At 51.8% G+C, this 24,525-nt stretch carries 23 protein-coding genes and 1 pseudogene; 9 read left to right on the top strand and 15 right to left on the bottom strand.

Annotated elements, in window-relative coordinates; translation table 11 throughout:
- Positions 1–63: 63 nt before the first annotated feature.
- Positions 64–1,197 carry a DNA polymerase III subunit delta' gene (holB, locus tag IPN95_00645; protein ID MBK9447928.1) on the bottom strand — a complete coding sequence of 378 codons (1,134 nt, stop codon included), beginning with the start codon at positions 1,195–1,197 and terminating at the stop codon, positions 64–66.
- 226 nt (positions 1,198–1,423) lie between these two features.
- Between holB and IPN95_00640 the strand changes: the two genes are divergently transcribed.
- Positions 1,424–1,894, top strand: a complete 471-nt coding sequence (locus IPN95_00640) for a hypothetical protein (GenBank protein MBK9447927.1) — start codon at positions 1,424–1,426, stop codon at positions 1,892–1,894.
- A gap of 355 nt (positions 1,895–2,249) precedes the next feature.
- Here the strand turns inward: IPN95_00640 and IPN95_00635 are convergent, their stop codons facing one another.
- A complete protein-coding gene (locus IPN95_00635) occupies positions 2,250–3,788 on the bottom strand; it encodes a YifB family Mg chelatase-like AAA ATPase (GenBank protein MBK9447926.1) in 1,539 nt (512 codons plus the stop codon).
- Between the two features lie 263 nt (positions 3,789–4,051).
- On the bottom strand, positions 4,052–5,335 hold the full coding sequence (locus IPN95_00630; GenBank protein ID MBK9447925.1) for a serpin family protein: 1,284 nt from the start codon (positions 5,333–5,335) through the stop codon (positions 4,052–4,054).
- A gap of 161 nt (positions 5,336–5,496) precedes the next feature.
- Here IPN95_00630 and IPN95_00625 point away from each other — a divergent pair, with 161 nt between their 5' ends.
- Positions 5,497–6,081, top strand: coding sequence for a C40 family peptidase (locus IPN95_00625; protein MBK9447924.1), 585 nt, complete (start codon positions 5,497–5,499; stop codon positions 6,079–6,081).
- 97 nt (positions 6,082–6,178) lie between these two features.
- Here the strand turns inward: IPN95_00625 and IPN95_00620 are convergent, their stop codons facing one another.
- Complete coding sequence (locus IPN95_00620; protein ID MBK9447923.1) at positions 6,179–6,589, bottom strand: Hpt domain-containing protein; 411 nt, start codon at positions 6,587–6,589, stop codon at positions 6,179–6,181.
- Between the two features lie 255 nt (positions 6,590–6,844).
- On the opposite strand from IPN95_00620, the pseudogene recQ reads away from it, so the two are divergent.
- From recQ to IPN95_00605, 3 genes and pseudogenes are all read left to right on the top strand, one after another.
- A pseudogene (recQ, locus tag IPN95_00615) lies at positions 6,845–8,658 on the top strand (DNA helicase RecQ).
- Between the two features lie 267 nt (positions 8,659–8,925).
- Positions 8,926–9,315, top strand: a complete 390-nt coding sequence (locus IPN95_00610) for a LacI family DNA-binding transcriptional regulator (protein ID MBK9447922.1) — start codon at positions 8,926–8,928, stop codon at positions 9,313–9,315.
- Complete coding sequence (locus IPN95_00605) at positions 9,312–9,872, top strand: substrate-binding domain-containing protein (GenBank protein MBK9447921.1); 561 nt, start codon at positions 9,312–9,314, stop codon at positions 9,870–9,872. The genes IPN95_00610 and IPN95_00605 overlap by 4 nt, the downstream gene beginning before the upstream one ends.
- An 81-nt stretch (positions 9,873–9,953) precedes the next feature.
- Here the strand turns inward: IPN95_00605 and IPN95_00600 are convergent, their stop codons facing one another.
- Complete coding sequence (locus IPN95_00600) at positions 9,954–10,340, bottom strand: T9SS type A sorting domain-containing protein (GenBank protein ID MBK9447920.1); 387 nt, start codon at positions 10,338–10,340, stop codon at positions 9,954–9,956.
- A gap of 74 nt (positions 10,341–10,414) precedes the next feature.
- Positions 10,415–11,434, bottom strand: a complete 1,020-nt coding sequence (locus tag IPN95_00595; GenBank protein MBK9447919.1) for a hypothetical protein — start codon at positions 11,432–11,434, stop codon at positions 10,415–10,417.
- A 473-nt stretch (positions 11,435–11,907) separates the two neighbouring features.
- On the opposite strand from IPN95_00595, the gene IPN95_00590 reads away from it, so the two are divergent.
- From IPN95_00590 to IPN95_00580, 3 genes are all read left to right on the top strand, one after another.
- Positions 11,908–12,156, top strand: a complete 249-nt coding sequence (locus IPN95_00590; GenBank protein MBK9447918.1) for a hypothetical protein — start codon at positions 11,908–11,910, stop codon at positions 12,154–12,156.
- Positions 12,157–12,258: 102 nt separating this feature from the next.
- Entirely contained in the window at positions 12,259–12,504 is a 246-nt protein-coding gene (locus IPN95_00585; protein ID MBK9447917.1) for a hypothetical protein, read from the top strand.
- On the top strand, positions 12,485–12,682 hold the full coding sequence (locus IPN95_00580) for a hypothetical protein (GenBank protein MBK9447916.1): 198 nt from the start codon (positions 12,485–12,487) through the stop codon (positions 12,680–12,682). Before IPN95_00585 ends, IPN95_00580 begins: the two co-directional genes overlap by 20 nt.
- 234 nt (positions 12,683–12,916) lie before the next feature.
- Here IPN95_00580 and IPN95_00575 read toward each other — a convergent pair whose 3' ends face one another.
- The 9 genes from IPN95_00575 to IPN95_00535 form a co-directional block, all read right to left on the bottom strand.
- A complete protein-coding gene (locus IPN95_00575) occupies positions 12,917–13,354 on the bottom strand; it encodes a hypothetical protein (protein ID MBK9447915.1) in 438 nt (145 codons plus the stop codon).
- Between the two features lie 44 nt (positions 13,355–13,398).
- Complete coding sequence (locus IPN95_00570; protein ID MBK9447914.1) at positions 13,399–13,698, bottom strand: hypothetical protein; 300 nt, start codon at positions 13,696–13,698, stop codon at positions 13,399–13,401.
- A gap of 38 nt (positions 13,699–13,736) precedes the next feature.
- Entirely contained in the window at positions 13,737–14,201 is a 465-nt protein-coding gene (locus IPN95_00565) for a hypothetical protein (GenBank protein MBK9447913.1), read from the bottom strand.
- A 175-nt stretch (positions 14,202–14,376) separates the two neighbouring features.
- Positions 14,377–14,916, bottom strand: a complete 540-nt coding sequence (locus IPN95_00560) for a hypothetical protein (GenBank protein ID MBK9447912.1) — start codon at positions 14,914–14,916, stop codon at positions 14,377–14,379.
- A gap of 332 nt (positions 14,917–15,248) precedes the next feature.
- Entirely contained in the window at positions 15,249–17,705 is a 2,457-nt protein-coding gene (locus IPN95_00555) for a hypothetical protein (protein MBK9447911.1), read from the bottom strand.
- A gap of 234 nt (positions 17,706–17,939) precedes the next feature.
- Entirely contained in the window at positions 17,940–19,079 is a 1,140-nt protein-coding gene (locus IPN95_00550; protein ID MBK9447910.1) for an acyl-CoA dehydrogenase family protein, read from the bottom strand.
- 82 nt (positions 19,080–19,161) lie between these two features.
- Positions 19,162–19,587, bottom strand: a complete 426-nt coding sequence (locus IPN95_00545; protein ID MBK9447909.1) for a response regulator — start codon at positions 19,585–19,587, stop codon at positions 19,162–19,164.
- 172 nt (positions 19,588–19,759) lie between these two features.
- A complete protein-coding gene (locus tag IPN95_00540; protein ID MBK9447908.1) occupies positions 19,760–20,146 on the bottom strand; it encodes a response regulator transcription factor in 387 nt (128 codons plus the stop codon).
- 233 nt (positions 20,147–20,379) lie between these two features.
- A complete protein-coding gene (locus IPN95_00535; protein ID MBK9447907.1) occupies positions 20,380–22,650 on the bottom strand; it encodes a DNA topoisomerase 3 in 2,271 nt (756 codons plus the stop codon).
- Between the two features lie 259 nt (positions 22,651–22,909).
- Between IPN95_00535 and IPN95_00530 the strand changes: the two genes are divergently transcribed.
- The gene (locus tag IPN95_00530; GenBank protein MBK9447906.1) at positions 22,910–24,367 is read left to right on the top strand and encodes an FAD-dependent oxidoreductase; all 1,458 of its coding nucleotides are present in this window, start codon (positions 22,910–22,912) and stop codon (positions 24,365–24,367) included.
- Positions 24,368–24,525 lie beyond the last annotated feature (158 nt).

The raw sequence follows: 24,525 nt of genomic DNA, 5'->3' as shown, positions 1-24,525 counted from the left end.
TTCTTCCTTGCTTTGGCTGATTTCCTTGTTCTATTCGGGAGAAAGAACGCCGAAACCAATCCGCTAAATTAGTACTTTTCCCGTTAAGATTGAATGCATGCGCAGGGAAAGGACCGACAAGACCATGGGAGCACTGGCGTTGCGGCTGATGTAAAACAGGCTATCTTCAAGCAAACGGCTCAGCTCGGAAATGCCATTGAGCTGAATAAACTTGCTGAATTTTTGCTGGAATTCACGTTCCTCTGCGGTGGTGGCTGCAAGATGGTCGGCATGGAAGGAAAAGAGCAACGAATCCCGGAGCTTTTGCAGGGCATAACTCAGGAACAACTTTTGAAACTCTTTGTTTTCCTTGCTCAGTTGCTCGACGATGTCTTGGATGTCTCCAAATTCACCGCGGTGGCAAAGGCGCAACCATTGCATGTACAAATCTGAAAGGGAACGATTGCTTTCGTTCACCATTTCGTCGGCTTCGGAGACCGAACCCTCGGCCAATTGTGCGATTTGAAGCGCACGGTCCTCGGCCAATCCATGCGACGTTTTGAGGTAAGCCGCCAAACTTGCATCGTCAATCCGGTGCATCTGAATGCGCTGACACCGGCTGTTGATCGTTGTGAGCAAACCGGAAGTATCGCTCACGGTCATGATGATCATGGTGCGCTCCGGCGGTTCTTCCAACAACTTGAGCATGGCATTGGCCGCCTCCGTGTTGATCTTTTCCGCGTTCCAGATGATGACCACCTTGTAACGCGCTTCAAAAGCCTTGAGCGAAATCTTGCGTTTGAGTTCGCGGATCTCAGCGATCCGGATACCTACTTGCTTGTTTTCGCCCTGCATTTGGCCCACCCAAGAATTGAACGAATAGTAGGGGTTGGCCACAAATTGCTCCCTGAACTGCGGGATAAAATCGTCTGAAAGCGGGTTTTTGCCATCTACCTTGTTGGTGATGATCGGCAAAATGAACCGTACGTCGGGATGAATCCCCTTTCTGATCTTGGAGCAACTTGCACACTTGCCGCAGCTGTCGGTTTCCGTTGGGGCCTCGCAATTGACGAACTGTGCAATCGCATTTGCGAATGCTAGTTTACCGATGCCAGGCTTGCCTTTCAAGATCAACGCATGGGGCAAGCGATTTTCGCTGACCATTTTCAGGAACGCTTCCTTGGCCTTTTTTTGCCCGATGATCTCTTTCAATTGCATGCGTGTGCAAATTGGGAATAATTTTCCAAACAGCCTTTGGCAATATCAACGGATTCCGGTAACACGCACAGAAATGACGACGGCTCTCGATGAGGCAAGCGAGAAATCCGAGCGGAATTTCCGCGATAATTAGTAATTTCAACGCGCAGTTTCCCTCGAAACGGTCATGGGATTTTGACCATCCTTTGAAATTCATTTATCCAATTATCCTCTTAAGATTAACGTTATGGCAGATTACAAAATCGTTGATGGTGTGCGCTTGGACAAGTCGCTCATCGAGTTGGCAGAGGCATCTGTGGCAGGTGTCGGCGACGGCCGCATTTCCTTTGAAGATGCCCAAAAAATCTGGGCCGATGCCATGGCCGACGGCAAAATCACCGTCGTCGAAAACCGTACTGTAAAGTACATCCTCGACAACTACAACTGCACCGACAAGGCAAAAGCTTTTTTGGGCGAGCATGTGTACAAGACCATTGGTGGTGTACAGTATGACCTCGCGCTGTTGCAGACTGCCGACAAACTGGTGAGCGGAGCTGGCGACGGCCGTATCAGCTTTGACGACGCTGGCCTCATCTGGGGCTTGGTCGATGCCGACGGCGTCGTCACCGAAGTGGAAGCCCGCACCGTGCGCTACATTTGTGCCAACTACAATTGCACCGACAAAGCAAAGGCTTTCCTCGAAGGCAATCTTAAGTAATTCAGCCCTTGATGGCTTCAACATTCAAAAGCGTCAGCCAAAAGCTGGCGCTTTTGAGTTTGAGGACGAGATTCGAGTTCAAGACGCTTTCCCGTGGAAGGTTGTTGTGAGAGAAAGAAAAAACTCTCCGGCCTTTCCTGTGGAATGCCAAAAAGGAGCCGTTGATTTAGGATAGACATGTCCTGCCATCAACAATGCTGGTTTGCAACGCTAATTTAGAGGACCACGGCATTTGCACTATTCGGTACCACGTGTCCGCCAACCGCAAAATTAGCGTCATTGGCGCTCACACCAACCTTTGGGTAGCGCCAACGACGCGTTCACTGTTGCCTCGAACTCAAATTCGCACTCCAAATCATCCTGCCCATTTTTCGCGGTCGAGGTTGCGGTACTGAATGGCCTCGGCGACATGTTGCGGCAAGATCAAAGGACTGTCCTCGATGTCGGCGATGGTACGCGACACCTTCAAGATTCTATCGAAGGCCCTTGCCGAAAAGCCCAAGATGTCCATGGCCTTTTGCAGCAGGTCTTGACTTTCCTTGTCGATTTTGCAGACTTCCCTCACCATTTTGGGCGGCATCATGGCATTGCTGTGGATGCCGGGCCACTTCTCAAAACGTTTCTGCTGCCGCTCTCGCGCCGCGATCACACGTGCACGCACATCTGCGCTGGACTCGCCCTTGGGTCGAGCGACCAATGCATCAAATTTTACGGGAGTGACCTCCAGATGAATGTCGATGCGGTCGAGCAAGGGTCCGGAGACCCGGCCAAGGTAACGCCGCACGACTTGCGGACCACAGAAGCATTCTTTGTCGGGGTGATTGTAAAATCCGCAAGGGCAAGGATTCATGCTGGCGATCAGCATGAAGTTGGCGGGAAATTGCACCGAAAGCTTGGCGCGAGAGACCGTAATGTAACGCTCCTCCAACGGTTGCCGCATCACTTCGAGCACGTTGCGCTTGAATTCAGCAAGCTCATCGAGGAAAAGGACGCCATTGTGGGCGAGGCTGACTTCGCCCGGTTGCGGAAAGGTGCCGCCGCCGACCAATGCGACATCCGATGTCGTATGGTGTGGTGCGCGGAATGGCCGCCGCGTAAGCAGCGAACTGTCTGCCCCCAATTTTCCGGCAACGGAATGGATTTTGGTGCTTTCCAGGGATTCGGCCAACGTGAACGGCGGCAAAATTGTTGGAATGCGCTTGGCCAACATTGTTTTTCCGCCTCCTGGTGGACCAATCAACAGCAGATTGTGGCCTCCTGCCGCGGCAACTTCCAAGGCACGCTTGGCCGACTCTTGACCTTTGACATCGATGAAGTCAAGATCATCCGTGAATTGAGCGACCTCAAAAAGCTCACGGGTATCTTTCACAAGCGGCTGGATTTCCGCCTTTCCATTCAGGAAATCCACTGCCTCTCGTAGATTGTGGACCGGAATCACATCCAGATTATTCACAATGGACGCCTCTCCAGCATTTCCAGCCGGCAAGATGATCCCTTTGAATTTTTCCTTGCGTGCCTGTATCGCCATGGGCAAACAGCCTTTGATCGGCAACAGGCTTCCGTCAAGCGAGAGCTCCCCCATGATAATGTACTTGTCAAGCTGCTCCAATTCAACTTGATTGCTCGCCGCCAAGACGCCGATCGCAAGGCCAAGGTCGTAGGCCGAACCCTCCTTGCGCACATCGGCAGGTGCGAGGTTGACGGTGATACGTCTGCGTGGCCATTCCAATCCAGCATGGCGGATTGCTGTTGTGATACGTTCCTTGCTTTCCCGTACGGCATTGTCGGGCAAGCCTACCATGACAAAGCCAAATGGAAAGCTCAAATTCACTTCCATCGTAATTGTGAAAGCGTCTACGCCTTGCACGGCGCTCCCAAAGGTTTTTACTAACATCGTTACAATCGGTTTTTGTACCCCTCGACTGCAATGTTAGTGGGTCCCCAAACACTGTCAATGGACAAATTTTGCAAAAAGTAACGGCGGGGCCGCTAATTCTGGTTGCTTTTTGCGGAAAAACCATGCTGCAATGCCGAATTTACCCTCTTGCAACCACCCGTTTTCATGCCAGATTTTTTTGCTTCTACCTAGACACAATGCCTTCGGCCAAAAATCCTTCGCAGAAGACCATTGGAATATTTACTGACTTTGCCCCAGAATCATTCAGCAGGATTCATCACTTTCCCCATAAATAGAATGGCGCCGGTCTTGCGATGCTGAATGAAAAAAAGAAACGGGTGATCGGCGCGGAAATTATAAATCACCGGCGGAGGACTTTTGTGCACACTCGTAATCTCTACCATCCCGAAAGCGGTCGCCGCTGCGGCTTCTGTGCCCTCTTCATTGACTTCGACAAATGCCTTATGGAAAACGCCGTTGACCGCAAATTCGGAAGGGGATTCAAACATGTTGGAATACTCCCCTGGCGAGAACAACCCTCCCAGGCCAAGCTCGATCAGTTGCTGTTGCACCTGCACATCGCGGTTCATTTTAAAGCTTGGAAGCCAGACATTTACCAATTGATGGTACAGCCCTCCGCGAATCGTTTCCCAATTCTTGGCATTCATTTTTGACTCGAGCCGGCCGATTTCCCTGCGCGCAGGTAGCATCACCACCATCGACAATTCATTCCCTTCGTAAGGCAGCTCCACAACTTGCACACCCTCAAACTCTGTATATTTCAGATACGATCCAGCATTCGGGCGGTGCATCAAAGGGCTTTCGGGATTCGGTCCCTCATCCGTGAAAAAGGGCTCAACCTTTGTGTTTTTCTTCTCAAATTCCATCTCCCAATCTCCTTTGAAATAGATGGCATTGGTAAGGATCATCGAGCTCAGTGAGTTGATTGAGCCGGACGGCAAAAGGTCCACGATGCGGCCTCGGGTTTGCTCTTCAACCCATTCGTTAATGGTTCTGCGAGAGCCTTCAGGATCCCCACGCAGGTCAAGCGGGGTGGATTGACCAAGGTAAATCGAACGAATGGTTTCCAAAAAAAGCGGCTTGATAGTCATGGAATTTTGGGGCCAAACGGCATTGGCGACCGCCAATGTGCATTCGCTGTTGGATTCGGAAAGTGCTTTGTTCAAGGCCAACATCCCCGCATGTATCGTTTCCTCTTCGGGAAGGCGAAGGGCATTGCGTGCCATCACCTGCGTTTGTCCGGAGGCTCCTTCGATGACCATTCCCAAAGCTGCAAAAATGCTGAAGGGCGAAAAAAACTGTCCTCGCCCCTTATTCTCCTTCGCGATCCCTTTGTAAACCTTGAGGCCAAATTCATTTGCCGCTGCGGTGACCGCCTTCAGTGCATCCTCGGAAGTCCGGGCTTGCGGCTTCAGTTGCTGAATGGAACAAGCCCATGAATGTGAGGGCATTAAAGTCACCATGGCAATCATCAGAACACCAATGCAATGCCTTGCGAATGCGCAGTTTGATTTTGCTTTCATAAGATCAAAACTACCCAAAATCGTACACGCCCCCTGAAAATCCTCTGCCCACATCCCTTGACACCTCAAGCGTTGGTGGTGGATAAGGGGGCTTGGGTGCTGGAAACGAACCAAATACATTTGACTTCGTATGATCAGCGTATTTTAATTCCTCGTATCCTATGCGCCCCACTTCATCAAGGCTGCTGTTGCTCCTGCTTGGAGCTTCGCTTGCGTTTGCCGCATGCACTCCCCATCGGGAGACGGTGAACCGCTACAAATACCTGATCAAAGATGCCGATTCGGAGAATACGGCCACATCCACGACCCCTAACAATAAGGAAATCATCCGGGATAAGGCCACAAGCCTGAACATCGGCGAAAAATTGGTGCCAGTTTTGGAAGAGGCGAGCGAATACCTCGGCACCCCTTACAAACATGGCGGCAACACGCATTCAGGGATCGATTGCTCGGGGCTTACACAGAATTGTTATTCAAAAGCGGGGATCACCCTGCCCAGGAGCGCCGCCGAACAAAGTCAGTACGGCGAAAAAATCGCCCGCAAAAATCTACAAATCGGCGACTTGGTGTTCTTCGACGCAAAATCATCCGGCAAGATCGACCATGTGGGCATGGTGACCAAGGTCGAAGGCGACAAGGTGGTTTTCATTCATTCGACGACGAGCAAGGGGGTGCGGTTTGATATGCTGAACGAAGGCTACTGGCAAGACAAATTGCGCGAATCACGGCGCGTACCGCTTGAGTGAACAGTTCGAGATTGAAGTTCGAGGCAGGAAACACAAGGTCGTTGCCGCTTTTGATCACGTCCCCAACTTATCAAGACGGCAATTCGGGAGGCGGATTTTACATCAATTTTGCGAGTGCGGCCTTGAGCTGATCGAGAATCAGGTTTCCGCCTTTGATCGCTGCAGCAACTTTTGCGGGTAACAGGTCGAGGTCACGTCCTTCCATGGCATCGTGCTCGATGTCTCGCAGTTGGTTTTTCATGTCATCGAGGCTCAGGTAGGCGAATGTACTTTTGGCTTTGTGCGCTGCGGATTTCAGTGCAGGCCAATCCTGGGCAACGCAAAAGTTGTCCATGTTGGCAAATGCCTCGGGCAATGCCTTGCACATTTTGGACAACAGCGCCATCACGAACGTGTCGTCTCCACCGGCGATCGCATACAAATTGCTGAGATCGACTGTCGCTTTTTCTTCCCCCAATTGCATTTCTCCCAAAAATAGATCCAATCCCTGCCAGATATTCCGGCACACCCAAAGGCTGTTTGTTCAAAAATAAACCTCGGGAGAAATGTTTTCATTTCAAAATTTCATTGTCGGCCACGCGAACAAATCGAAGTGAAATTGTGCTTTTCCTGGCGCCTTTGTCCCTCGGCGTCCGTTGCCTTTGCAAGATTGCACCGAGGAAATTTACTTCCACGTGTCTTCGAAGCTGATTCCAAAGACCGTTTTGATCAAATATTTCTCGACACCTCGCATACTGCAATCAGAAGCGGCTAAATTTGCACAATGCAAGCGGCAATCGGCATAGACAGCGCAAAACAGGCCCTCAAGTCCTACTTTGGATACGACGAATTTCGGTCGCAGCAGGCGGAGATCGTTGAAACCATCCTTTCGGGGCGGGATGCGATTGCCTTGATGCCGACCGGCGGAGGCAAGTCGATCTGCTTTCAAATTCCGGCGATTGTGATGCCCGGAACTTGCATTGTGGTCTCTCCGTTGATTGCCTTGATGAAGGATCAGGTAGAAGGATTGCTCGCCAACGGGGTCAAGGCTGCCTTCATCAACAGCAGCAGCCATAGTTCGGAGAACCAAAGGTCGAGTCGCTTGCCATCCGTGGTGAACTGGACCTGCTGTACGTGAGTCCTGAAAAGTTGCTTTCGGCGGATTTTTTCAATCTGATGAGCCAACTCAACATCAACCTGTTTGCCATCGACGAAGCACATTGCATTTCGCAATGGGGGCATGATTTCCGTCCGGAGTATGTGCAAATGGGCTTGTTGAAAGACCGGTTTCCCGACATTCCCTTCCTTGCACTGACGGCAACCGCAGACAAGCTCACCCGCCGGGACATCGAGCACGCACCTGCGCGACCCGCAGGTCTTCGTCTCAGTTTTGACCGGCCCAACCTGAGCCTGACCGTCGTCAATGGCGCCAACCGCGCCACCGACATCCTGAAATGGGTCAAGGATCGCCCCAAACAATCGGCATCATCTGTTGCCTCAGCCGCAAAACGACGGAAAGCCTTGCTGCCGAGCTGATTGACAAGGATACAAGGCTGATTTCTGCCAGGAATGAGCGCCGATCGGCGTTCGCAAGTGCAGGAGAAGTTCATTCGCGACGATTTGGACATCATTTGCGCGACGATTGCCTTTGGGATGGGCATCGACAAAAGCAATGTGCGTTGGGTGGTACACTACAACTTGCCCAAAAACATCGAAAGCTATTATCAAGAAATCGGTCGAGCGGGACGTGATGGTGTGCCGAGTGAAACCTTGTTTTACTACACCTATGGCGACGTGCAGCAGATGCAGAGTTTCATCGAAGAGAGCGGTCAGTAGGAAATCTTGCGGACCAAACTCGACCGGATGATCCAATATGCCGATGCAAAGTCCTGTCGCAGGCAGGTGTTGCTGGCTTATTTTGGGGAGCAGCACGAAGGCAACTGCGGCAATTGCGACAACTGCAAGGATCCGAAAGTCGAGATCGACGGAACCGTTTTGGCTCAAAAGGCCTTGTCCGCCTGCATCCGGGCAAACGAAAAAATCGGTGTTCACATGGTCGTCGACATTTTGCGGGGATCTTCGAATCAAGAATTGAAAATGAAGGGTTTTCACCTTTTGAAAACCTACGGCGCAGGACAGGACATTTCGCGGAGGGATTGGATCGATTATATTGTCAATTGATCAACCGCGGGCTTTTTGAAATTTGCCTACGACGAGGGAAATGCGTTGAAAGTGACGCCTGCCGGTCGTGAGGTGCTGTTTGAGGGCCGCAGGTTTTTCTCTCCAAAGTTCGGGGGAGTATGCGCAACAGGGGAAACCGATCAAGGTGGCACCGGCACCCAAGCCCCTGCCTTCGTTTGCGGATGCGTTGTTTGAAAAGTTACGTCAATTGCGGAGGACCTTGCCGATAAGCAGGGTGTGCCACCTTATGTGATTTTCCACGACCGCACTCTGCGTTTGATGGCTGAGGAGTTCCCGACCACGGAAACGCAAATGCGACAGGTGAGCGGTGTCGGTGACCGGAAGTATCAATTGTATGGTGCCGACTTTATCGATGCGATTTTGCGGTTCATGCAAGACCGGAAGCTCAAATCCTGAATGGAATTGTTGCTGAATAAGTGGCCCCGAATTTGCTTTGAATCGTATTTGGAAGGCCATTTGGGGACTTAATCGATGGTGGTATTCCTCGGTAACGCGGACAATATTTGTCGAATCCGCAAAAAACATTAAATTTTGATAAGAAATTGTGAATCCTAAATCGATTTAGCATATTTGAATTTTAGGGAATTTCAGAAAAGACGTTTGACATGAAAAAAGAAGACCTCGCTCGCCGATATCGCCAAAGCGCTTGGAGTTTCCAAGACCTTGGTATCCATGGTGCTCAATGACAAGGGCACTGAAAATGGCATCAATGAAGATACGCAGAAGCGGGTCTGGGCCAAGGCGAAGGAGCTGGACTATAAGCCCAACATGATGGCGCGCAGCCTGCGCATGGGGCGAAGCAATACCATCGGACTGATCGTTGCCGACATCAGTAACTCGTTTTACGCGCGGATGTGCCGCGCCGTGGAAGATGCGGCGAGCAAAGCCGGCTATCATGTGCTCTTCGGCAGTTCCGACGAAAATGCATCCAAGGAGCGCAGTCTCATACAGATGTTGCGGGACCGTCAAGTCGATGGCTTGATCATTTCGACGACGCTCAGCAACAACGAAGACATTCAAGCGCTCAAAAACGAAAAGTTCCCTTCGTCTTGATCGACCGCTTTGTTCCTGGCCAAGAAGACACCCCTTTTGTGACGGCCGACAACTACGGCGGCAGCATCTCGGTAGTGGATCACCTGATCAAACAAGGGATCACCCGCATCGGGCAACTCACGATTTCGCCGTCGCACTTGACCTCGATCACGGAGCGTACACGTGGCTACCGCGATGCACTTGCCAAACACGGCATCGCCTTTGACCCTGACCTCGTACGCGAAATTCCCTACGACAATATTCGCGAAGGCATCCGCAAGCAGGTTCCGGCGTTGATCAATGCCCCCACAAGGTTGACGGGCTATTTGTCGTCAACAATAACCTTGCCGTTGCCACCCTCGAATGTATCCAAGACATGGGCTTGCGCATCCCGGAAGACATCCGTGTGGTGTGTTTTGATGACATCGACATGTTCAAGTTTTGCCATCCCCCGATTACCGCAGTGGCGCAAAACATTGAAGGTATGGGCGAGAATGCCGTCGCCGTCCTGCTCGACAAAATGGAACATGGGGCTGATGCAACGCTTCCCGACCATGTTTTCCTGCCGACCAACTTGATCGTACGCAAGAGTTGCGGAAGCAAATGAGAGTGAGTGGGAGAGAGTGCGAGTGCGAGTGCGAAGAAATTGGCAATGCCAATTATCGCTGAATCACCCAACGTTTGGTAGGATAGCGCCAACCTTCACCTTGTAATGACACCAAGTAAAGGCCATTGCTGAGCTGCGAAAGGTCGTATTGCTGTTCATGCAGTCCTCCATCGAGTTGCTTCTCCATCAAAAGGGTGCCCTGCATCGAATGAACGCGTAGCAATCCGCCGGTTTGCGGAATCTCCGCCTTCAATTTGAGACTGCCCTCAGAAGGATTGGGGAAGTCAAAAATACCCGTCAAAGGCATTCCAAGATCATTCCCTACGATCACGATCACTGTGCAACGGGTTTCGACATTCATTTGGACTCCTTGCAACAAGTTGCCCATCGCATAGTCTGAATTGATTTGAAAAGGTTCTTCGAATGTGTTGATTCCCAATTGAAATGCCCTGGGAACAGAATTGACGACCAAAGCAGAATCACAAGGAACCGAGCCCGAATCCGCTGCAATCTTCAGCGCAGCACCTTGTGGAGGTATTGATTCGAATCCACATCGACCACATCTCCGACTGCGTAAAAATAGCCGTCTGCTTGGCAGTAGATCACGTCATTGATGAATTCATCCGAATTCACGCCCGGTGCTCCATAGTCCCAAGCCCATTCGACAATGCCAAGAGAATCGGTTTTGAAAATGAAGGGACGCAAATAGCCCGACTTGCGGTAAGAGCCCGCGAGCAGGTAGCCGCCCGATTCAGGATCCACGGCTAAGCACAAGTTGGATGTCTCCGTTGCACCTTCAATCGAATAAAACCTCGCCCAGCCTGGAGTTCCATTTTCAGCGATCCGAAAGAGAAACAACGAATCAATTCCTCCCCGCGCGGTGCCGCTTGTGACGTAACCACTACCATTCAGCGGCTGTACGATACCATAGCCGAGCGTCGTCTTTCCAGGCGCAGTAAACGAATGTCCCCACTGCAGGTCAAAGGCATTGTCGGCCTTGACGACGAGCAATTCGAAGCCGCCCAATTGAAACGTGTTGCCGACCATCAAATAACTTCCGCTAATTTTGGCCACCTTCTGTGGATTCTCGAATTCCGGGGTTCCGTACATTTTGCCCCGTTCAAAGCTGCCATCGCCATTCAAGCGTTGCAGTTGGAAGTCGTGTGCGCCTTGGATGCTCTCATCCTGCCCGAGGCATACCATCGTTGAGCCTCGCATAGCATCGAATAAAATTCGTGGTGGCGTGCTTTTTGCCCAGATCATTTGCCCGCTCGTGTCGGTCTTCATGATCACCTGATTGCTGTTGGTGCCCATGGCAAAGCCAAATTCGCCGTTTCCTGCATAGCAAGCGCTATAAACACGTGGACCCTGAAATACGAACTGCGAAGTATCCTCAAAAATATGCAGTGACTGCGGCACGCCATGAAGGTTGATCAACATTTGATAGGCGGCCAATCGATAGATGCCACCCGAATCTTGCGTGGAAAGCGTGCCGGCGATCATCAGTTCCTTTCCGGGAATGTCTGTTTCCATTATTTTGACAGCCGTCAACATGGAAGGTTCTCCCAGAATCACAGAGTCAGGTTCGTAGACCTTTTAAATTGCGCCCAAACATTCAATGTCAAGGCATTGGACAGCAGCAGCAGTACCGTGGCAAGGTGGAGACGAATCAATTTGTGGTTCACATTTCTCAAATTACACCCTAAAAGTAGCGAAAATGCGCTTCGAATTCAAACCTGTGCGCGTCCAACAGGGACTTTGCTCCCATGATTGCCTCGGCGAGAACCGCGATCACAATGGTCGCCACCTAGATTCCATTACGGACAAGGTGCTGGCTATTCAATGAACAATCAGCCGCTTAAAATTTCTAAGGATTGGGTAATTTCGATCTCCCGTTTTGACACGGCTGTCAAACCGGGTGCGAAATTGAAGCAGATCAAAAAGGATGGAAAGTCCGGCGCGCTGGGAAAATCCATTTTATCCTTCACCACAAAATATCACGCTTCATGAAAAAGTCCGCAGAAATCTACCTCAATGTTTTGCTGTTTTGTACCACGGTGCTCATTTTCCTCACCTTGGCCTACACACTCATTACTGGAAAGTCGCCTTACGAAGATCTGGGCATCGACCCAACCCTCGGCACCGTGGTGACCTTGAGTTTGGTGATGATGCTGTTTACGGTGCCGTATTTGCTCAATCAGGAGTTCAGCCTCCGCGAATTGTTAGGGATGCGCCGTCACAGACGGCATTCCTGAGATTCGAAGGATCGTTTTGGTTGGCCGACGGGCCGCTGCCTTCGATTTTCAGCGCTGACGGCGGCGCGTTGGTCAATCCATTTTTCTCAAAACCTGTTTAACTTGTGCCTACTATGCGAAAATCTCAGCATCCTCTTGCTCACCGTCATGGCCACATTGCTCATTTCGGCATCTTGTCAGCCAACGGGAAAGAAAAACAATTCCGACAACATCGACACCGTTGCCGTGACCAACACCGATCCGGGAAACGGCGGCGGCCGACCTGCGCCACCGATCCCAAGGTCGCAGCAAACATTGTATGACCAATACAAAAACGGGAGATCGAACAATGCCTCTTCGAAGGCGTGACCGTGTACAAATGCAGCCGCAACGCCCCGATGCCTGCAGCGAAATCTACGCCAACAACGGCGACCGCCAAGGCCGCTGCTATTACAGCACCCGCCAAGTCGATCCGATCTGCGAAAACTCACGGACTGCAAAACCATCTACCGCGTCGCGAAAAACATCTGGGGCAAACCCGAGGTGAAGTGGAGCGGACTGGATTGAGTTGGAGTGGGGGGTCTTCGCTGTCCCGTCGGAGTCCTGGATTGGTTTCGAGGCCGAGGGCTGTGAGAAACAGGAGCCCTTGGCAGTTGCTGGTGAGCCCGTGGCGCTGTGTCCCGAGAATCGGGGTCCCGCGATCACTGGTTTCGAGGCCGAGGCGTCCCGCCGATGGCCGACCGAACATTAGCCTCCGGCGTAAACCAAATACAAGAATCGTCTATTTCTGCACGGATTCGGCAACCTCCAGAAAGCCGTCCCTCCCGAGCTGCAAATTCACACGCGTAGCTTGTGTCAGTAAAATTTCCTTGCTCCAAGTCAACGATTTGCCGCTAACTTTTGCGGCTCCGGTCATTTGATACCTTCCTTGCATCGCAGTAAAGCTGCCCTCCAACGTATCGCCTGCTTGGTCGTCGGGGTGCAAGTCAATCAGCGAAATCTCCTCCAATACCACCGACATGGAATCTGGCCGCGGTGCTTTCGCATCAAGGACCACAATGGCCGTCACCTCAAATTTCTGATTATCCAGGCCCTTTCCTACGAAGGCTCTTATCTCGGCCATCACATCCTTGAACTTGTTGTAGTCAACTTCCAGGCGGATGTATTGACTTCCTTGATCTGCAAGCCTGAAGCTATTGCCGGCATAGACAATTTCCATTTGATAGCCGAATCGGTCGCTTGAGTCGCCCTCCGTTTGTGCTTTCAGATCCGTGACCCCTGCTCGCGCACGAAGGCGTACAAGGAATCCAAAGCCTCGGGACTTGGTTCGAATTCAGAAACTGCGACATCGCCATTGTATAATTTCCGTTCATACGAAGCCCGCTTGGCGTTGACGACATACCTTGTCCAATTGGGTTCAGACCCGCCTTCCTCCGAAAAGGAAATTTGAAAATCAGCGGGGCGCTGTGCAGGCATTTCTGTCGACTTGGGCAACGTGGATGTGCAGGAAGCGGTGAGCAACGCAAGCATTGCGACGGCGAGGAGGAGGATGCGGAGCTTCATGGGTTGAAAATACGGGGAATATCCATGGAAATGCTGCGCTAAAACCGCTTCTCAAGCAAGAAAGAAGCCATAAAGCTCCCAGGCCATGATGCTGGAGGAATCCTTCCGGTGGTTGGGAAAAAGACATAAATATCCAATCCAGCGCCGGCTTCGGCGGTGATGGAAAAGATGTCGCAAACGTCCCAGCGCATCCCATAGCCTACCGAAGGCTCAAAATCCACCCAATTCCCAAACCTTTGCGGATTGGGATAAAAGACTGGATTTTCATCGAAGCTGTCGCCAGAAACCGCAATGGTAAACAAACAGTAGGGACGCCAGCGCGACTTTTCCTGAAACAAATAGTGCCGAAACCAAAGCTCTACACCAACGGGCCATGGATTGATCAGTCGTCCGGCAAAAAGCGATGAGTTACTCGGCTTAAACCGAAGCAAACGGTGAACACCGATCCAATAGGATTGCCGCTTGGTTTCGACGCCAATTCTGAGATTTCCCCAGTTTCGCATCGAATTTGAAGTCCACAAGCCTGCGGCAATGACCAATTTGGTCTTTCGGGAAGCCTAGAAATGGTTTGGGCATACAACATGGCATGCAGACCCAACATTCCTACAAGAATCAGAAGTGATCTTTTCATAGCTCAAATCCGATGGATAGATCTGCACAAATCCCCGAGGTCCAGTGTTACTTCATTGAAACAAGAAAGAAGTTCCCCCTTGCCACACCATACCGAACCGTTTGAAGCAAATAGAGTCCTTTAAACACCTCCATTCGCATCCCAAGTCCAGTGCTTAATTGGAAGCGCGGATATGACCTCAAGAGAATATAATCATCGGGATGAGAAAATCGTCCATCATAGATATTAATGCGCTGAACTTGGAAAATAGTGCTGGTGAGCATAGTCCAACGATTCCTTTTCCATAGATCGAAGCGGTGCGATGCCGTAAATGCTACCTTGGCGGATCCTTCATATTCATAGGCACGAAACCAGTTGTGATAATCTGATCTCATTGCATGAGGGAAACACATTGCCCCGAAACGATGCCCACCAAGCCGATAACCCAAACCATATCCAGCCCAGACTTCAAGGCTCGGTGCGGAGACGATGCCTGCTTCGATCGAAATTCCTTGAAACTTGCGGCGCATGTCTGTCTGCGCCGAGGTGGTCGCAAATAGGATAAGGCAGAGCGCCAAAGTTGTTATGCTTCGGAGGATAGCTTTCATTGAATGTGAACGTCGTTTTGGAGAATCACATCTAAAAATAAGGATACCGACGGCCCACGTCCTAGGTCAAAAATTTTGCATTTCCAAACCTGTTGCTGTCGATTTCGCTAGCCAGAAGATCCTCTTTGCAAAGGGAAATAAAGGCAATGTTGGATGATCTCAGCACAATCCGAAACACGGAAATTGAATGCGCGAAGCCATTGTTGGATTCATATGATTTTCTCCAGAGTTGGGACCAATGCATGCTCAAAATTTCGCCAGAGGCGAGCGGTCGATCAGCGTACGGCCGGAGGCCGACGCTTCATATGGACACACTTCTCTTTACTCCCCCATCAACGCATCACCACCACCCGACGACTAACCCGAATTCCTTCTCCTTGGATCTCAAGCAAATACGTCCCATTGGCGAATCTGCCAAGATTGACTTCCATGTCGACTTGATTGCTGCAGTCCGTTGCGGATGTCCAGAGGATGCGGCCCGCAAGGTCGGTCAGACTGACGTTCAGGCACTGCGCCGTTGGCAGGTCCATGCGCACTTGCACACGGTCGTTTGCCGGCACTGGACTTACGCTCAGGGCATATCCTTGCGGAAGGCTCACGCCCACAGGCTGAACAGTGATGTGAATCGTATCCGTACCCACGCATCCGTCTTGATTGGTCACCTGCACCCAATAAGTGCCTGTTTGGCCAACCGTGATATTCTGTGTGGTCGCTCCTGTGCTCCAGAGGTAGCTGCTAAATCCCGAGCCTGCATCCACGACGATCGGTAACGTTGTGGTGGTATCGTTTCCGAGGAACACGCTTGGCATCACGGACTGCTGCACGACGATCAGATCCGTCGAAGAACAGCCATTGGCATCGGTCACGGTAAGGCTGTAGGTTCCCGCACTTGCGACCGTGATGCCCGCCGTCGAATCCCCCGTGCTCCATAGGTAATTCGTCCAGTTGCCGGTCAAACCCAAGGAAAGGCTTTGTCCGGAGCAAAGCAAGGTATCCTGACCCAAGTCGATGCTCAGGGCAGGAATCGTATTCGTCGTCGAATTGGTAACGATGGCCGGCTCTTGATCAAAATAGATGCTGGCATTGTTGCGAATGACGGTGCATGGCTGATTGCCTGTATTCTGATGAATGCGGTACTTCACAAAACCGTGGCTGTTGGGCTCATTGGTATTGCTGTCAGGGAGGTTGATGTTTTCAAAGCGGAACAATACTTCGTTGCCGATGATGATGTAATTGTAGTTAGCCGAAGCGCCCAAGGCCTGGAACGAGTTGATGTCCAAATGGGCAACATCGAGCGTGTCGCGAATCACAACATCCTCGGCATAGGCGGTACCCACGTTTTGGAAGTCGATGCGATAGGTCAAAGTATCGTTATCGTCGATGATGTCGGAATCCACAAAGCCCCGGGTCGAAAAACTCTGGGCACCAACCCGCTTGGAGTTGGGGTCAAAGGGCGCGCCGACCGTTTCGTAGGCGATATCGGTGTTGTTGAAGAGGTTGCAATCAACAGGTTGGGATCCAGAGATGGTCCCGGTAAGCGCATAAATCGTTCCCGCCGAATCGCAGCCCAGAATACAGTCGATGACAATGGTGCCGCATTGGCCGGGATTGACCAAGCCGACTGCAAAGGAATACGTATTCACGCCGGTGATCGTGTAGGGAATCGTGGAGGCAAACGGCGTCAACGAATCGTGAAGCACCACCTCCACCACGGTATTGGCATCGGCAAGCGAACCATTGTTGCAATAGCTCACGTTGATGCGGGCACTGTCACAACGACGCATAAAACTGCTTCCGAGCCCTACACTCAAGTCCGTGCAGGCAGTGATGGCGGAGTCAGCAAAGTCAACGCCATTGATGGTCGTATTCGCCAAGGTGACATTGTGTGTGCCGGCAGGCAAGCAAGCATTGGGCAGGAAATAACCGGTCATGTACTCATTGACAGCGTAGGTGCCGGGCGCGAGGGACATTTCATATTCGCCATTGATGTCGGTCCACGCATAAAATTGGCCGCCGTTTGCGAGGATGCCGCGGTTCATGATGGGGGACTCATTGACATCCTGTACACAATTGCTGTTGAGGTCAGCGAATACTTTTCCCCTGATCGAATCGGCGGGCATCGGACCTGCACAGGTCCCAACGGGAGTAAAACGATAGGCATCATTGGTGGCAGCCCATTGCGTAGGAAAGTTGCGCCCAGGCACCACAAAGGCAGTGGTACCATTGACTTGGACTCCTTGAATGGCAGCGCCACCATTCCAAGTTGCACAAACAGGCTTGTTCAAGATGTGAAATTCAATGATGTTGGTGGTCTCGTACAAGATCACCTGTTGGCTGAAATAGCTCAAGGTACAACTGAACATGGCGACGGAATCAAAGGAGACCACAAACCTGCGGTAAGGAGCGACCCCACGAATCGCATAGTTGATGTCGCCATAAGATGATGGATTCAGGTCTTGCCAAGGGGTTGCAATGGTACGAGGGGTCATCGTCGGATCAGGAAATGCGGCGTTGATCGGCCAATTGCAGTACATTCCTGGGGCTTGCGGGGTGAACGTGAGCAACCCATTGGATCCGATACTCACCTGAGTGTAGCTTGAGTCGTAAAAGCAGAAGCTGAATGGCAAGGTCACTGTTGGTCCCCAGACATCATCTTGCGCGATCCCAGTCGGCGTATTGCCATTGAAGGGGTCGGGATTATAGGGAATGGATGTGATTGTGTAACTATTCTGCGCATGAAGCGTGGTAAGGAGCAAGCAAAAGACAAGGAGGTTAAGCGCTTTTTTCATTGGAGTTTATTCTCTGACTGACTGCAAGTTGGTGAAAACGAACGCCATCTGCAAATGCGTATGGTGGTGGGAAGCATCGTTGTAAAAGCAAAACGAGCCAAGCAACTTCTGTATGCTTGGCTCGTTTCACAACGCGCTCGAAATTTCGCCAGAGGCGAGCGGTCGATCAGCGTTCGGCGGGACGCCGTCGCTTCAAAAGTAAGGCCGCCGCTTCAAAGTAACGCCGCCGCTTCCTTATTTCAGCACGCTCCGCGAAATCACAATCTGCTGAATCTCGCTTGTGCCTTCGTAGATCTCGGTGATTTTCGCATCGCGCATCATGCGCTCCACGTGGTATTCGCGCACATAGCCGTTGCCGCCGTGGACTTGAATGGCTTCGCTCGTGACCTTCATCGCCACTTTGGAGGCGTAGTACTTGGCCATGGCGCTGCTCGTATCGTAGTCCAAATGGTTGTCTTTGTCCCAAGCAGCCTTGAGGCAGAGCATTCTTGCGGCTTCGATTTCGGTGGCCATGTTGGCGATTTTGAAGGCGATCGCTTGGTGGTGCATGATCTCCTTGCCAAATGCCTTCCTGATCTTGGAATATTCCTTGGCCAATTCGTAGGCGCCGCTTGCGATGCCAAGGGCTTGGGAAGCGATGCCGATACGGCCACCCGCCAAGGTCTTCATCGCAAACTTGAAGCCGAATCCGTCGTCGCCGATGCGGTTTTCCTTGGGCACGATCACATCATTGAATTGCAACGAATGCGTATCGGAGCTGCGAATGCCCATCTTGTTTTCCTTGGGATTGATCACAAAGCCTGCCTGACCCTTTTCAACGATCAGGACATTGATGCCCTTGTGGCCTTTTTCCTTGTCGGTTTGGGCGATGACCAAATAGGTGCTCGCAGTGCCGCCGTTGGTGATCCAGTTTTTGGTGCCATTGAGCACGTAGTGGTCGCCCTTGTCAATGGCCGTGGTTTTTTGTTGGGTCGCATCCGAACCAGCTTCGGGTTCGCTGAGGCAGAAGGCTCCGATTTTTTGGCCGGTGGCCAAGGGCACGAGGTATTTCTGCTTCTGGGCTTCGGTGCCAAAAGCTTCAAGGCCCCAATTGACCAGCGAATTGCAAACGCTCATGATCACGGCTGCCGAGGCATCAACCTTGGCCATTTCCTCCATGGCGAGCACATAGGAAACGGTGTCCATGCCGCCGCCGCCATATTCAGGGGAGACCATCATACCGAGGAAGCCGAGCTCGCCCATCATTTTGACTTGCGCATAGGGAAACTTGCTCTGCTCGTCGCGCTCGATCACGTCGTGCGCCAATTCGGCTCTGGCAAATTCACGGGCGGCGTCCCGGATCATCAAATGCTCTTCTTTCAGCTCAAAGTTCATAGCGATGCATATAAAAGATACGTCCACTGATCCCAACCTGAGAATGCCGGGGAATGGAAATGCAAATCAAACCGAAAAATGTTTATCGTCTGCCAAAAAGACCGCCCAAGAATCCTTTTTTCTTCTTTTTGGTCTCTTCTTCCATGATGTTGGTGATGGCGACATACACCTTGGTGGCGACATCCTTGTCCTTGTGGATGAATTCGAAGGCGCCGGCTTTCATACATTCCTGGATGATGCTGTCTTGGTCGATGCCTGAGAGGAAAAGGACTTTGGCAGTATGTTTCATGGCAGAAATGCCCTTGAGGGTCTCCAAACCGCTGATGCCGGGGAGATCATAGTCGAGCAGAACCACATCGATGTCGGGATGTTTGGCTAGGTGCTCCAGCGCCGACTCGCCCGTGACGAAGGTAGAAACGAAGAAATTGCCAAAGACCTTGAGCTTCTGGGCCAAGATCATGCTGTAAATTTCGTCGTCTTCGACAAGAAAAACCTTCAGATTCTGCATTGCTGCCTACCGATAAAGAAGTTTACCAACCCCAAAAACCAACATCGAGAATTCGCTTTTTGCACGATTCCCGCTTATAAACCCGATCCAATACAGCCTAAAACAAACCCAATTATGCCCAAAGGCATTGCAATATAAAAATAAGATCAAGGAAAATGTAGGAATTCATTCGTCAGGCACCAACCCCCAACTCCGGAAACATCGCCAAGAGCTTGCCATGCACCTTGTTGGCGACGGCACTGTCCTTCTGAATAAAGTCCTCGGCACCGGCTTGCATACATTCGTCGACGACCTGCTGCCACTCCAAACCGGAAAGCATCACGACCCTGGTTGCTGGACTTTGCTCCTTGATGAGCTTCAACACATCCAAACCATTCATGGCCGGCAGGGAATAATCCAAAAACACGACGTCAGGTTTCCCGCCAAGTTCGTCGATGCAATCCTGCCCGATCTGGAATGTCGAAAGTTCCACGCCGGGAACCTTGCTGAGCTTGTTCTCGACAAGAAATGCAAATATTTCATCGTCTTCCACCAGAAAGACTTTTTTGGACCCACTCATCTTGATAATGCTGAAAATAACTGTTGACGAAGGGCAAATTATGTAAAAATTCAAAACCGCCACCAACAACAATTGGGGAATTCGTGGTTATTGCTGCTCAAATCTTACCTAGAATGCAGACAATCAGGCACTCCAATCTTCGCCAAATAGATTTCGCAAGCCTTACACTTGGCCATATTTTGGGTATTCTTGACGAAATCCCCCCCTGCTACGCCCTCCCGAAAACAAGTCGATCAGGCCTCCTTCGCGATCTCGGTGGCAGGTGCCTGCGTTTTGCCTTCGCCTTTGTCAAAATGAAAAGTGACACTGAAGTCCTGTTTCAAACGTAGCCGGGCATCAAATCGTTTCCCGGTCTTCGCCAAAAATCCCTGTACCCACCCGGTCGTCTCCCCGTTCGTGAGCAAGTCGACCAAATGTTCGCGCTCCACCAATTTGCCTGCAATCGTCGGTCGAAGTGTGAAGTCGCATCCCTCTTTGTAACGCGAACATCCGAATGCCCGCTTGCCTTTCAGCAACTTGCCTTCCTTGCATTTGGGGCAAGTGACATCGGCAAGGTCATAGTCGGGCATTGCGGCATAGGCTGCTCCCGGCGAACCGTTCCCCGTGGCATTTCCAGCCGCGCGTTGCTCCGCCTTGTGCACAAACCCCACGACTTGCTGCGCATAGCCCCTGACCTCTTGCATGAATTTGTCTGAGGGATATTGACCTTTCGCCATCTTGTTGAGCCGCATTTCCCATTCGCCAGTGAGCTCGGGACTCGCAATGGGCTGCTCGGAAACAAGCCCGATCAAGGCGATGCCCCGCTCCGTCGGAATGAGCTTTTTCTTGTCGCGGATGATGTACCCGCGCTCGAGGAGGCGCTCGATCATGCCCGCGCGCGTCGCAGGCGTACCCAAGCCACGGTCCTTCATCGCCTCACGCAGGTCGTCATCCTCCATTTCCTTGCCTGCCGTTTCCATCATCGCCAAGATGCTCGACTCGGAGTGGATACTCGGTGCCTTGGTCTTTTTCTTGGGCAATTCCTTTTTGATGACGGGAAGAATGTCATTCGCGGCCATCAATGGCAAGGCATTTTCCTCCTCTTTGTCCTTTTCGTCGGGATCGGGTTTGCCTTTTCCTTGGGCTTTGCGCTTGGCGAGGGCTTCTTCCAATGCGAAATAGATTTCCCGCCATCCAACGACGGAGATCATCGTGCCTTTGGCGCGAAAGGTTTCGCCGGCATTGACCAAAACGATGTCGCTGAGCTCCTTTTGACAGTTGCCAAGGAAAACGCCGATGAAGCGCCGCACGACCATGTCGTAGATCATCATGTGCTCCTGCGTCATTCCGGCCTCGACGGGATTGGTCTCAGTCGGAATGATGGCGTGGTGATCACTCACCTTGGCGTCGTTGAAATAGTTTTTGTCCTTGGTGATGCCAATCGCTTTTGCCTTGGCGACAAACGGGGCATAAGCCGGCATGCGGCCGACGTTGTCCAGTAATTCGGGAACCAAGGGAAAAATGTCGTCGGTCAGGTACCGCGAATCGGTACGCGGGTAGGTGAGCGTTTTGTATTTTTCATAGAGGTCCTGCGCAAGGTCGAGGGTATGCTGCGCCGAAAAATTGTAGCGCTTGTTGGCATCCTTTTGAAGCGTGGTCAAGTCATACAGCAAGGGCGGCCCTTCGGTCTTGGGCTTCATGACCACGTCGCGCACAAGCGCCTTGTCCTCCAGGCGCCCCAAGATTTCCAAGCCTTCCTTTTCCTCCAGGAAACGTTCGTATTTGTCGCGGAACCATTTCGCCTGGAATTGCTGCCCGCTTTTTTCCAAGGTGAGGATCAGCTCCCAATAGGTTTCAGGCTTGAAACTGACCGCTTCTTGATAGCGGTCGACCAGCAACTTGAGGACGGGGGTCTGAACCCGCCCGAGGGAAAGCGGCTGATTTTTCTTGGTGTCGGTGCTTTTGGCGTCGACAAATGGCGGCTGATAGCCAAATTTCAGGGTGTAGGCCCGCGTGGCGTTGATGCCAACCAGCCAATCCGCCTCCGAGCGGCAGCGCGCTGCCTCGTAGAGATTGTCGTATTCGTGGCCGTCCTTGAGCTTGGCAAAACCATCGCGCAGTGCCTTGTCGGTTTGCGAGGAAACCCAGAGTCGCTGCGTTGGCTTGCCGCCGCCTACCTTGTCGTAGATGTAGCGGAAGATGAGTTCACCTTCCCGCCCGGCGTCCGTTGCACAGATAATAGCGTCTGCCTTTTCAAAGAGCCCCGCAATGATGGAAAATTGCTTTGCCCGGCCCTGATCGCTCGTCACCTTGGTGAGGAAGGTCTGCGGAATAATCGGCAAATGGCTCAATTGCCAGCCTTGGTAGCCGTAGTCCTTGGCATCGGCGAGTTCGACCAAGTGGCCGATGGCCCAGGTCACTTGGTAGCCATTTCCTTCGAAATAGCCCGGCCCTTTGCCGACAGCGCCCAACACAGCTGCCAAATCCTTTGCCACCGAGGGCTTTTCTGCCAACACGACTTTCATGGGACAAAGATAACGGGCTGTTAGAAATCCCCGATGCCGACTTATCCAGAGACTTACAGGCAAAGCATCTCAGAATTCCCGTTTGCCAGCAGGCGGCCCCATGCAGGTGACCCGGTTTGGGAGCAAATTGCATTCAGGGACCTTCGCATTCCAAGCAACCCTACAATTGCCTGATTTCCATGACAATCTTCATGTCTTGAGGTAACGCAGGTGACCAAAGCGGCGTGTTGTCGGAACGAACTTTGAACAAACAAGAATTATGGCAAAGGTCGTCGTTTTAGGAGCAGGGATTGCCGGGCACGTAGCCGCGGCGCATTTGCGCAGAAAGTTGTCGCGTGACCACGAAGTTGTCGTCGTTTCGCCCAACAGCAATTATCAATGGATTCCATCCAATATCTGGGTCGGGGTGGGGCGAATGCAGTCTAAACAGATTCTTTTTCCCTTGGCGCCGCTCTACAAACGCAAAGGCATCGGATTTCTGCAATCCAAGGTGGTTTCGTTTCATCCTGAAGGCGATACGGCTACAATGAAGCCTTATGTCAGGGTCGAAGGCGTCTCCAAAGACAATCAGGGCAAGCTTGAAAACGTGACCTATGACTACCTCATCAATGCCACAGGCCCCAAGCTCAATTTCGAGGCGACAGAGGGATTGAATCCTGGTACGCATCATGCCTATTCGGTTTGCACCTATACCCATGCGGAACATGCTTGGGAAGGCCTTTCCAATTTGATTGTCGAAATGAAGGCCGGCAAAAAGGTTAAAATCCTCATCGGAACGGGCCATGCCCGCGCCACTTGTCAGGGAGCGGCCTTCGAATACATCCTCAACGTCGAGCACGAATTGCGCCGCCACGGGGTGCGCGACATGGCGGAGATCACTTGGATCTCCAATGAATTTGCGTTGGGAGACTTCGGGATGGATGGCATGCTGCTGAAATACGGCTCCAAGGCAATGCCTTCGCATGAAATGGTCGAGATGGTCTTTGCGGACCGCGGCATCCATTGGATTTTGGGAGCAGGCGTCAACAAGGTCGAGGAAGGAATCGCACATTACGAAACCTTGGATGGCGAATACAAAACGGAGGCGTATGACTTCGCCATGCTCATTCCTTCCTTCTCGGGTCATGGATTCAAAGCCTTTGACAAGACGGGCGCAGACATCACAGGCAAATTGTTCAAAGGCTTCATGATCGTGGATGCCGACTACAGCGCCAAGCCTTACGAGGAATGGACGGTGCAAGATTGGCCGGAGACCTATCAAAATCCGAGTTACCCCAACATTTTCGCCCCGGGAATTGCTTTTGCGCCACCACATAGCATCTCACGCCCACGCAAGAGTCCGAATGGCACGGAAATCTACCCAGCACCGCCGCGGACGGGGATGCCTTCGGGTATCACAGCCAAGATCGTTGCCGACAATATCATCGACATGATCCAAGGTGGGCAGGAAAAACCGACGCACAAAGGTTCGCTTGGCAACATGGGTGCCGCATGTATCGCCTCGGCAGGGTATGGCCTATCCCACGGCAGCGGCATCAGCATCACCACTTTTCCCATTGTGCCCGACTACAAAAAATACCCCGAAACCCAAGGACGGCAACTGCAGAAAACCTTCGGTGAAATTGGCTTGGCAGGGCATTGGCTCAAGCTTTTCCTCCATTACGCCTTCATATACAAGGCCAAGATGAAACCCTTTTGGTGGCTCATTCCAGAATAATCCCCATGAATATGATACCCAAAATCTCTCGATTCCAGCGTTTTGTGATGCGCAACCCCATTTTGCAATTTCTCAGGTTTGTGTACCTGAGCCTCAAAATCATGCGCATTGTGGCGGGCGGGCACGGCGGGACTAGGTGAGCCTAGCAGCTTTTCCTT

It is taken from the genome of Bacteroidota bacterium, from assembly GCA_016718825.1.
Lineage (GTDB): Bacteria > Bacteroidota > Bacteroidia > J057 > JADKCL01 > JADKCL01.
This window is presented reverse-complemented; position numbering and strand designations above follow the sequence as displayed.

Coding starts and splice junctions, on each gene's coding strand:
- IPN95_00550 (MBK9447910.1), bottom strand. CDS start 19,079: ATGAACTTTGAGCTGAAAGAAGAGCATTTGATGATCCGGGACGCCGCC.
- IPN95_00555 (MBK9447911.1), bottom strand. CDS start 17,705: ATGAAAAAAGCGCTTAACCTCCTTGTCTTTTGCTTGCTCCTTACCACG.
- IPN95_00565 (MBK9447913.1), bottom strand. CDS start 14,201: ATGCGAAACTGGGGAAATCTCAGAATTGGCGTCGAAACCAAGCGGCAA.
- IPN95_00530 (MBK9447906.1), top strand. CDS start 22,910: ATGGCAAAGGTCGTCGTTTTAGGAGCAGGGATTGCCGGGCACGTAGCC.
- IPN95_00625 (MBK9447924.1), top strand. CDS start 5,497: ATGCGCCCCACTTCATCAAGGCTGCTGTTGCTCCTGCTTGGAGCTTCG.
- IPN95_00540 (MBK9447908.1), bottom strand. CDS start 20,146: ATGAGTGGGTCCAAAAAAGTCTTTCTGGTGGAAGACGATGAAATATTT.
- IPN95_00570 (MBK9447914.1), bottom strand. CDS start 13,698: ATGAAGCTCCGCATCCTCCTCCTCGCCGTCGCAATGCTTGCGTTGCTC.
- IPN95_00595 (MBK9447919.1), bottom strand. CDS start 11,434: ATGGAAACAGACATTCCCGGAAAGGAACTGATGATCGCCGGCACGCTT.
- IPN95_00580 (MBK9447916.1), top strand. CDS start 12,485: ATGCCTCTTCGAAGGCGTGACCGTGTACAAATGCAGCCGCAACGCCCC.
- IPN95_00635 (MBK9447926.1), bottom strand. CDS start 3,788: ATGTTAGTAAAAACCTTTGGGAGCGCCGTGCAAGGCGTAGACGCTTTC.
- IPN95_00545 (MBK9447909.1), bottom strand. CDS start 19,587: ATGCAGAATCTGAAGGTTTTTCTTGTCGAAGACGACGAAATTTACAGC.
- IPN95_00535 (MBK9447907.1), bottom strand. CDS start 22,650: ATGAAAGTCGTGTTGGCAGAAAAGCCCTCGGTGGCAAAGGATTTGGCA.
- IPN95_00575 (MBK9447915.1), bottom strand. CDS start 13,354: ATGGAAATTGTCTATGCCGGCAATAGCTTCAGGCTTGCAGATCAAGGA.
- holB (MBK9447928.1), bottom strand. CDS start 1,197: ATGCAATTGAAAGAGATCATCGGGCAAAAAAAGGCCAAGGAAGCGTTC.
- IPN95_00590 (MBK9447918.1), top strand. CDS start 11,908: ATGAAAAAGTCCGCAGAAATCTACCTCAATGTTTTGCTGTTTTGTACC.
- IPN95_00630 (MBK9447925.1), bottom strand. CDS start 5,335: ATGAAAGCAAAATCAAACTGCGCATTCGCAAGGCATTGCATTGGTGTT.
- IPN95_00560 (MBK9447912.1), bottom strand. CDS start 14,916: ATGAAAGCTATCCTCCGAAGCATAACAACTTTGGCGCTCTGCCTTATC.
- IPN95_00640 (MBK9447927.1), top strand. CDS start 1,424: ATGGCAGATTACAAAATCGTTGATGGTGTGCGCTTGGACAAGTCGCTC.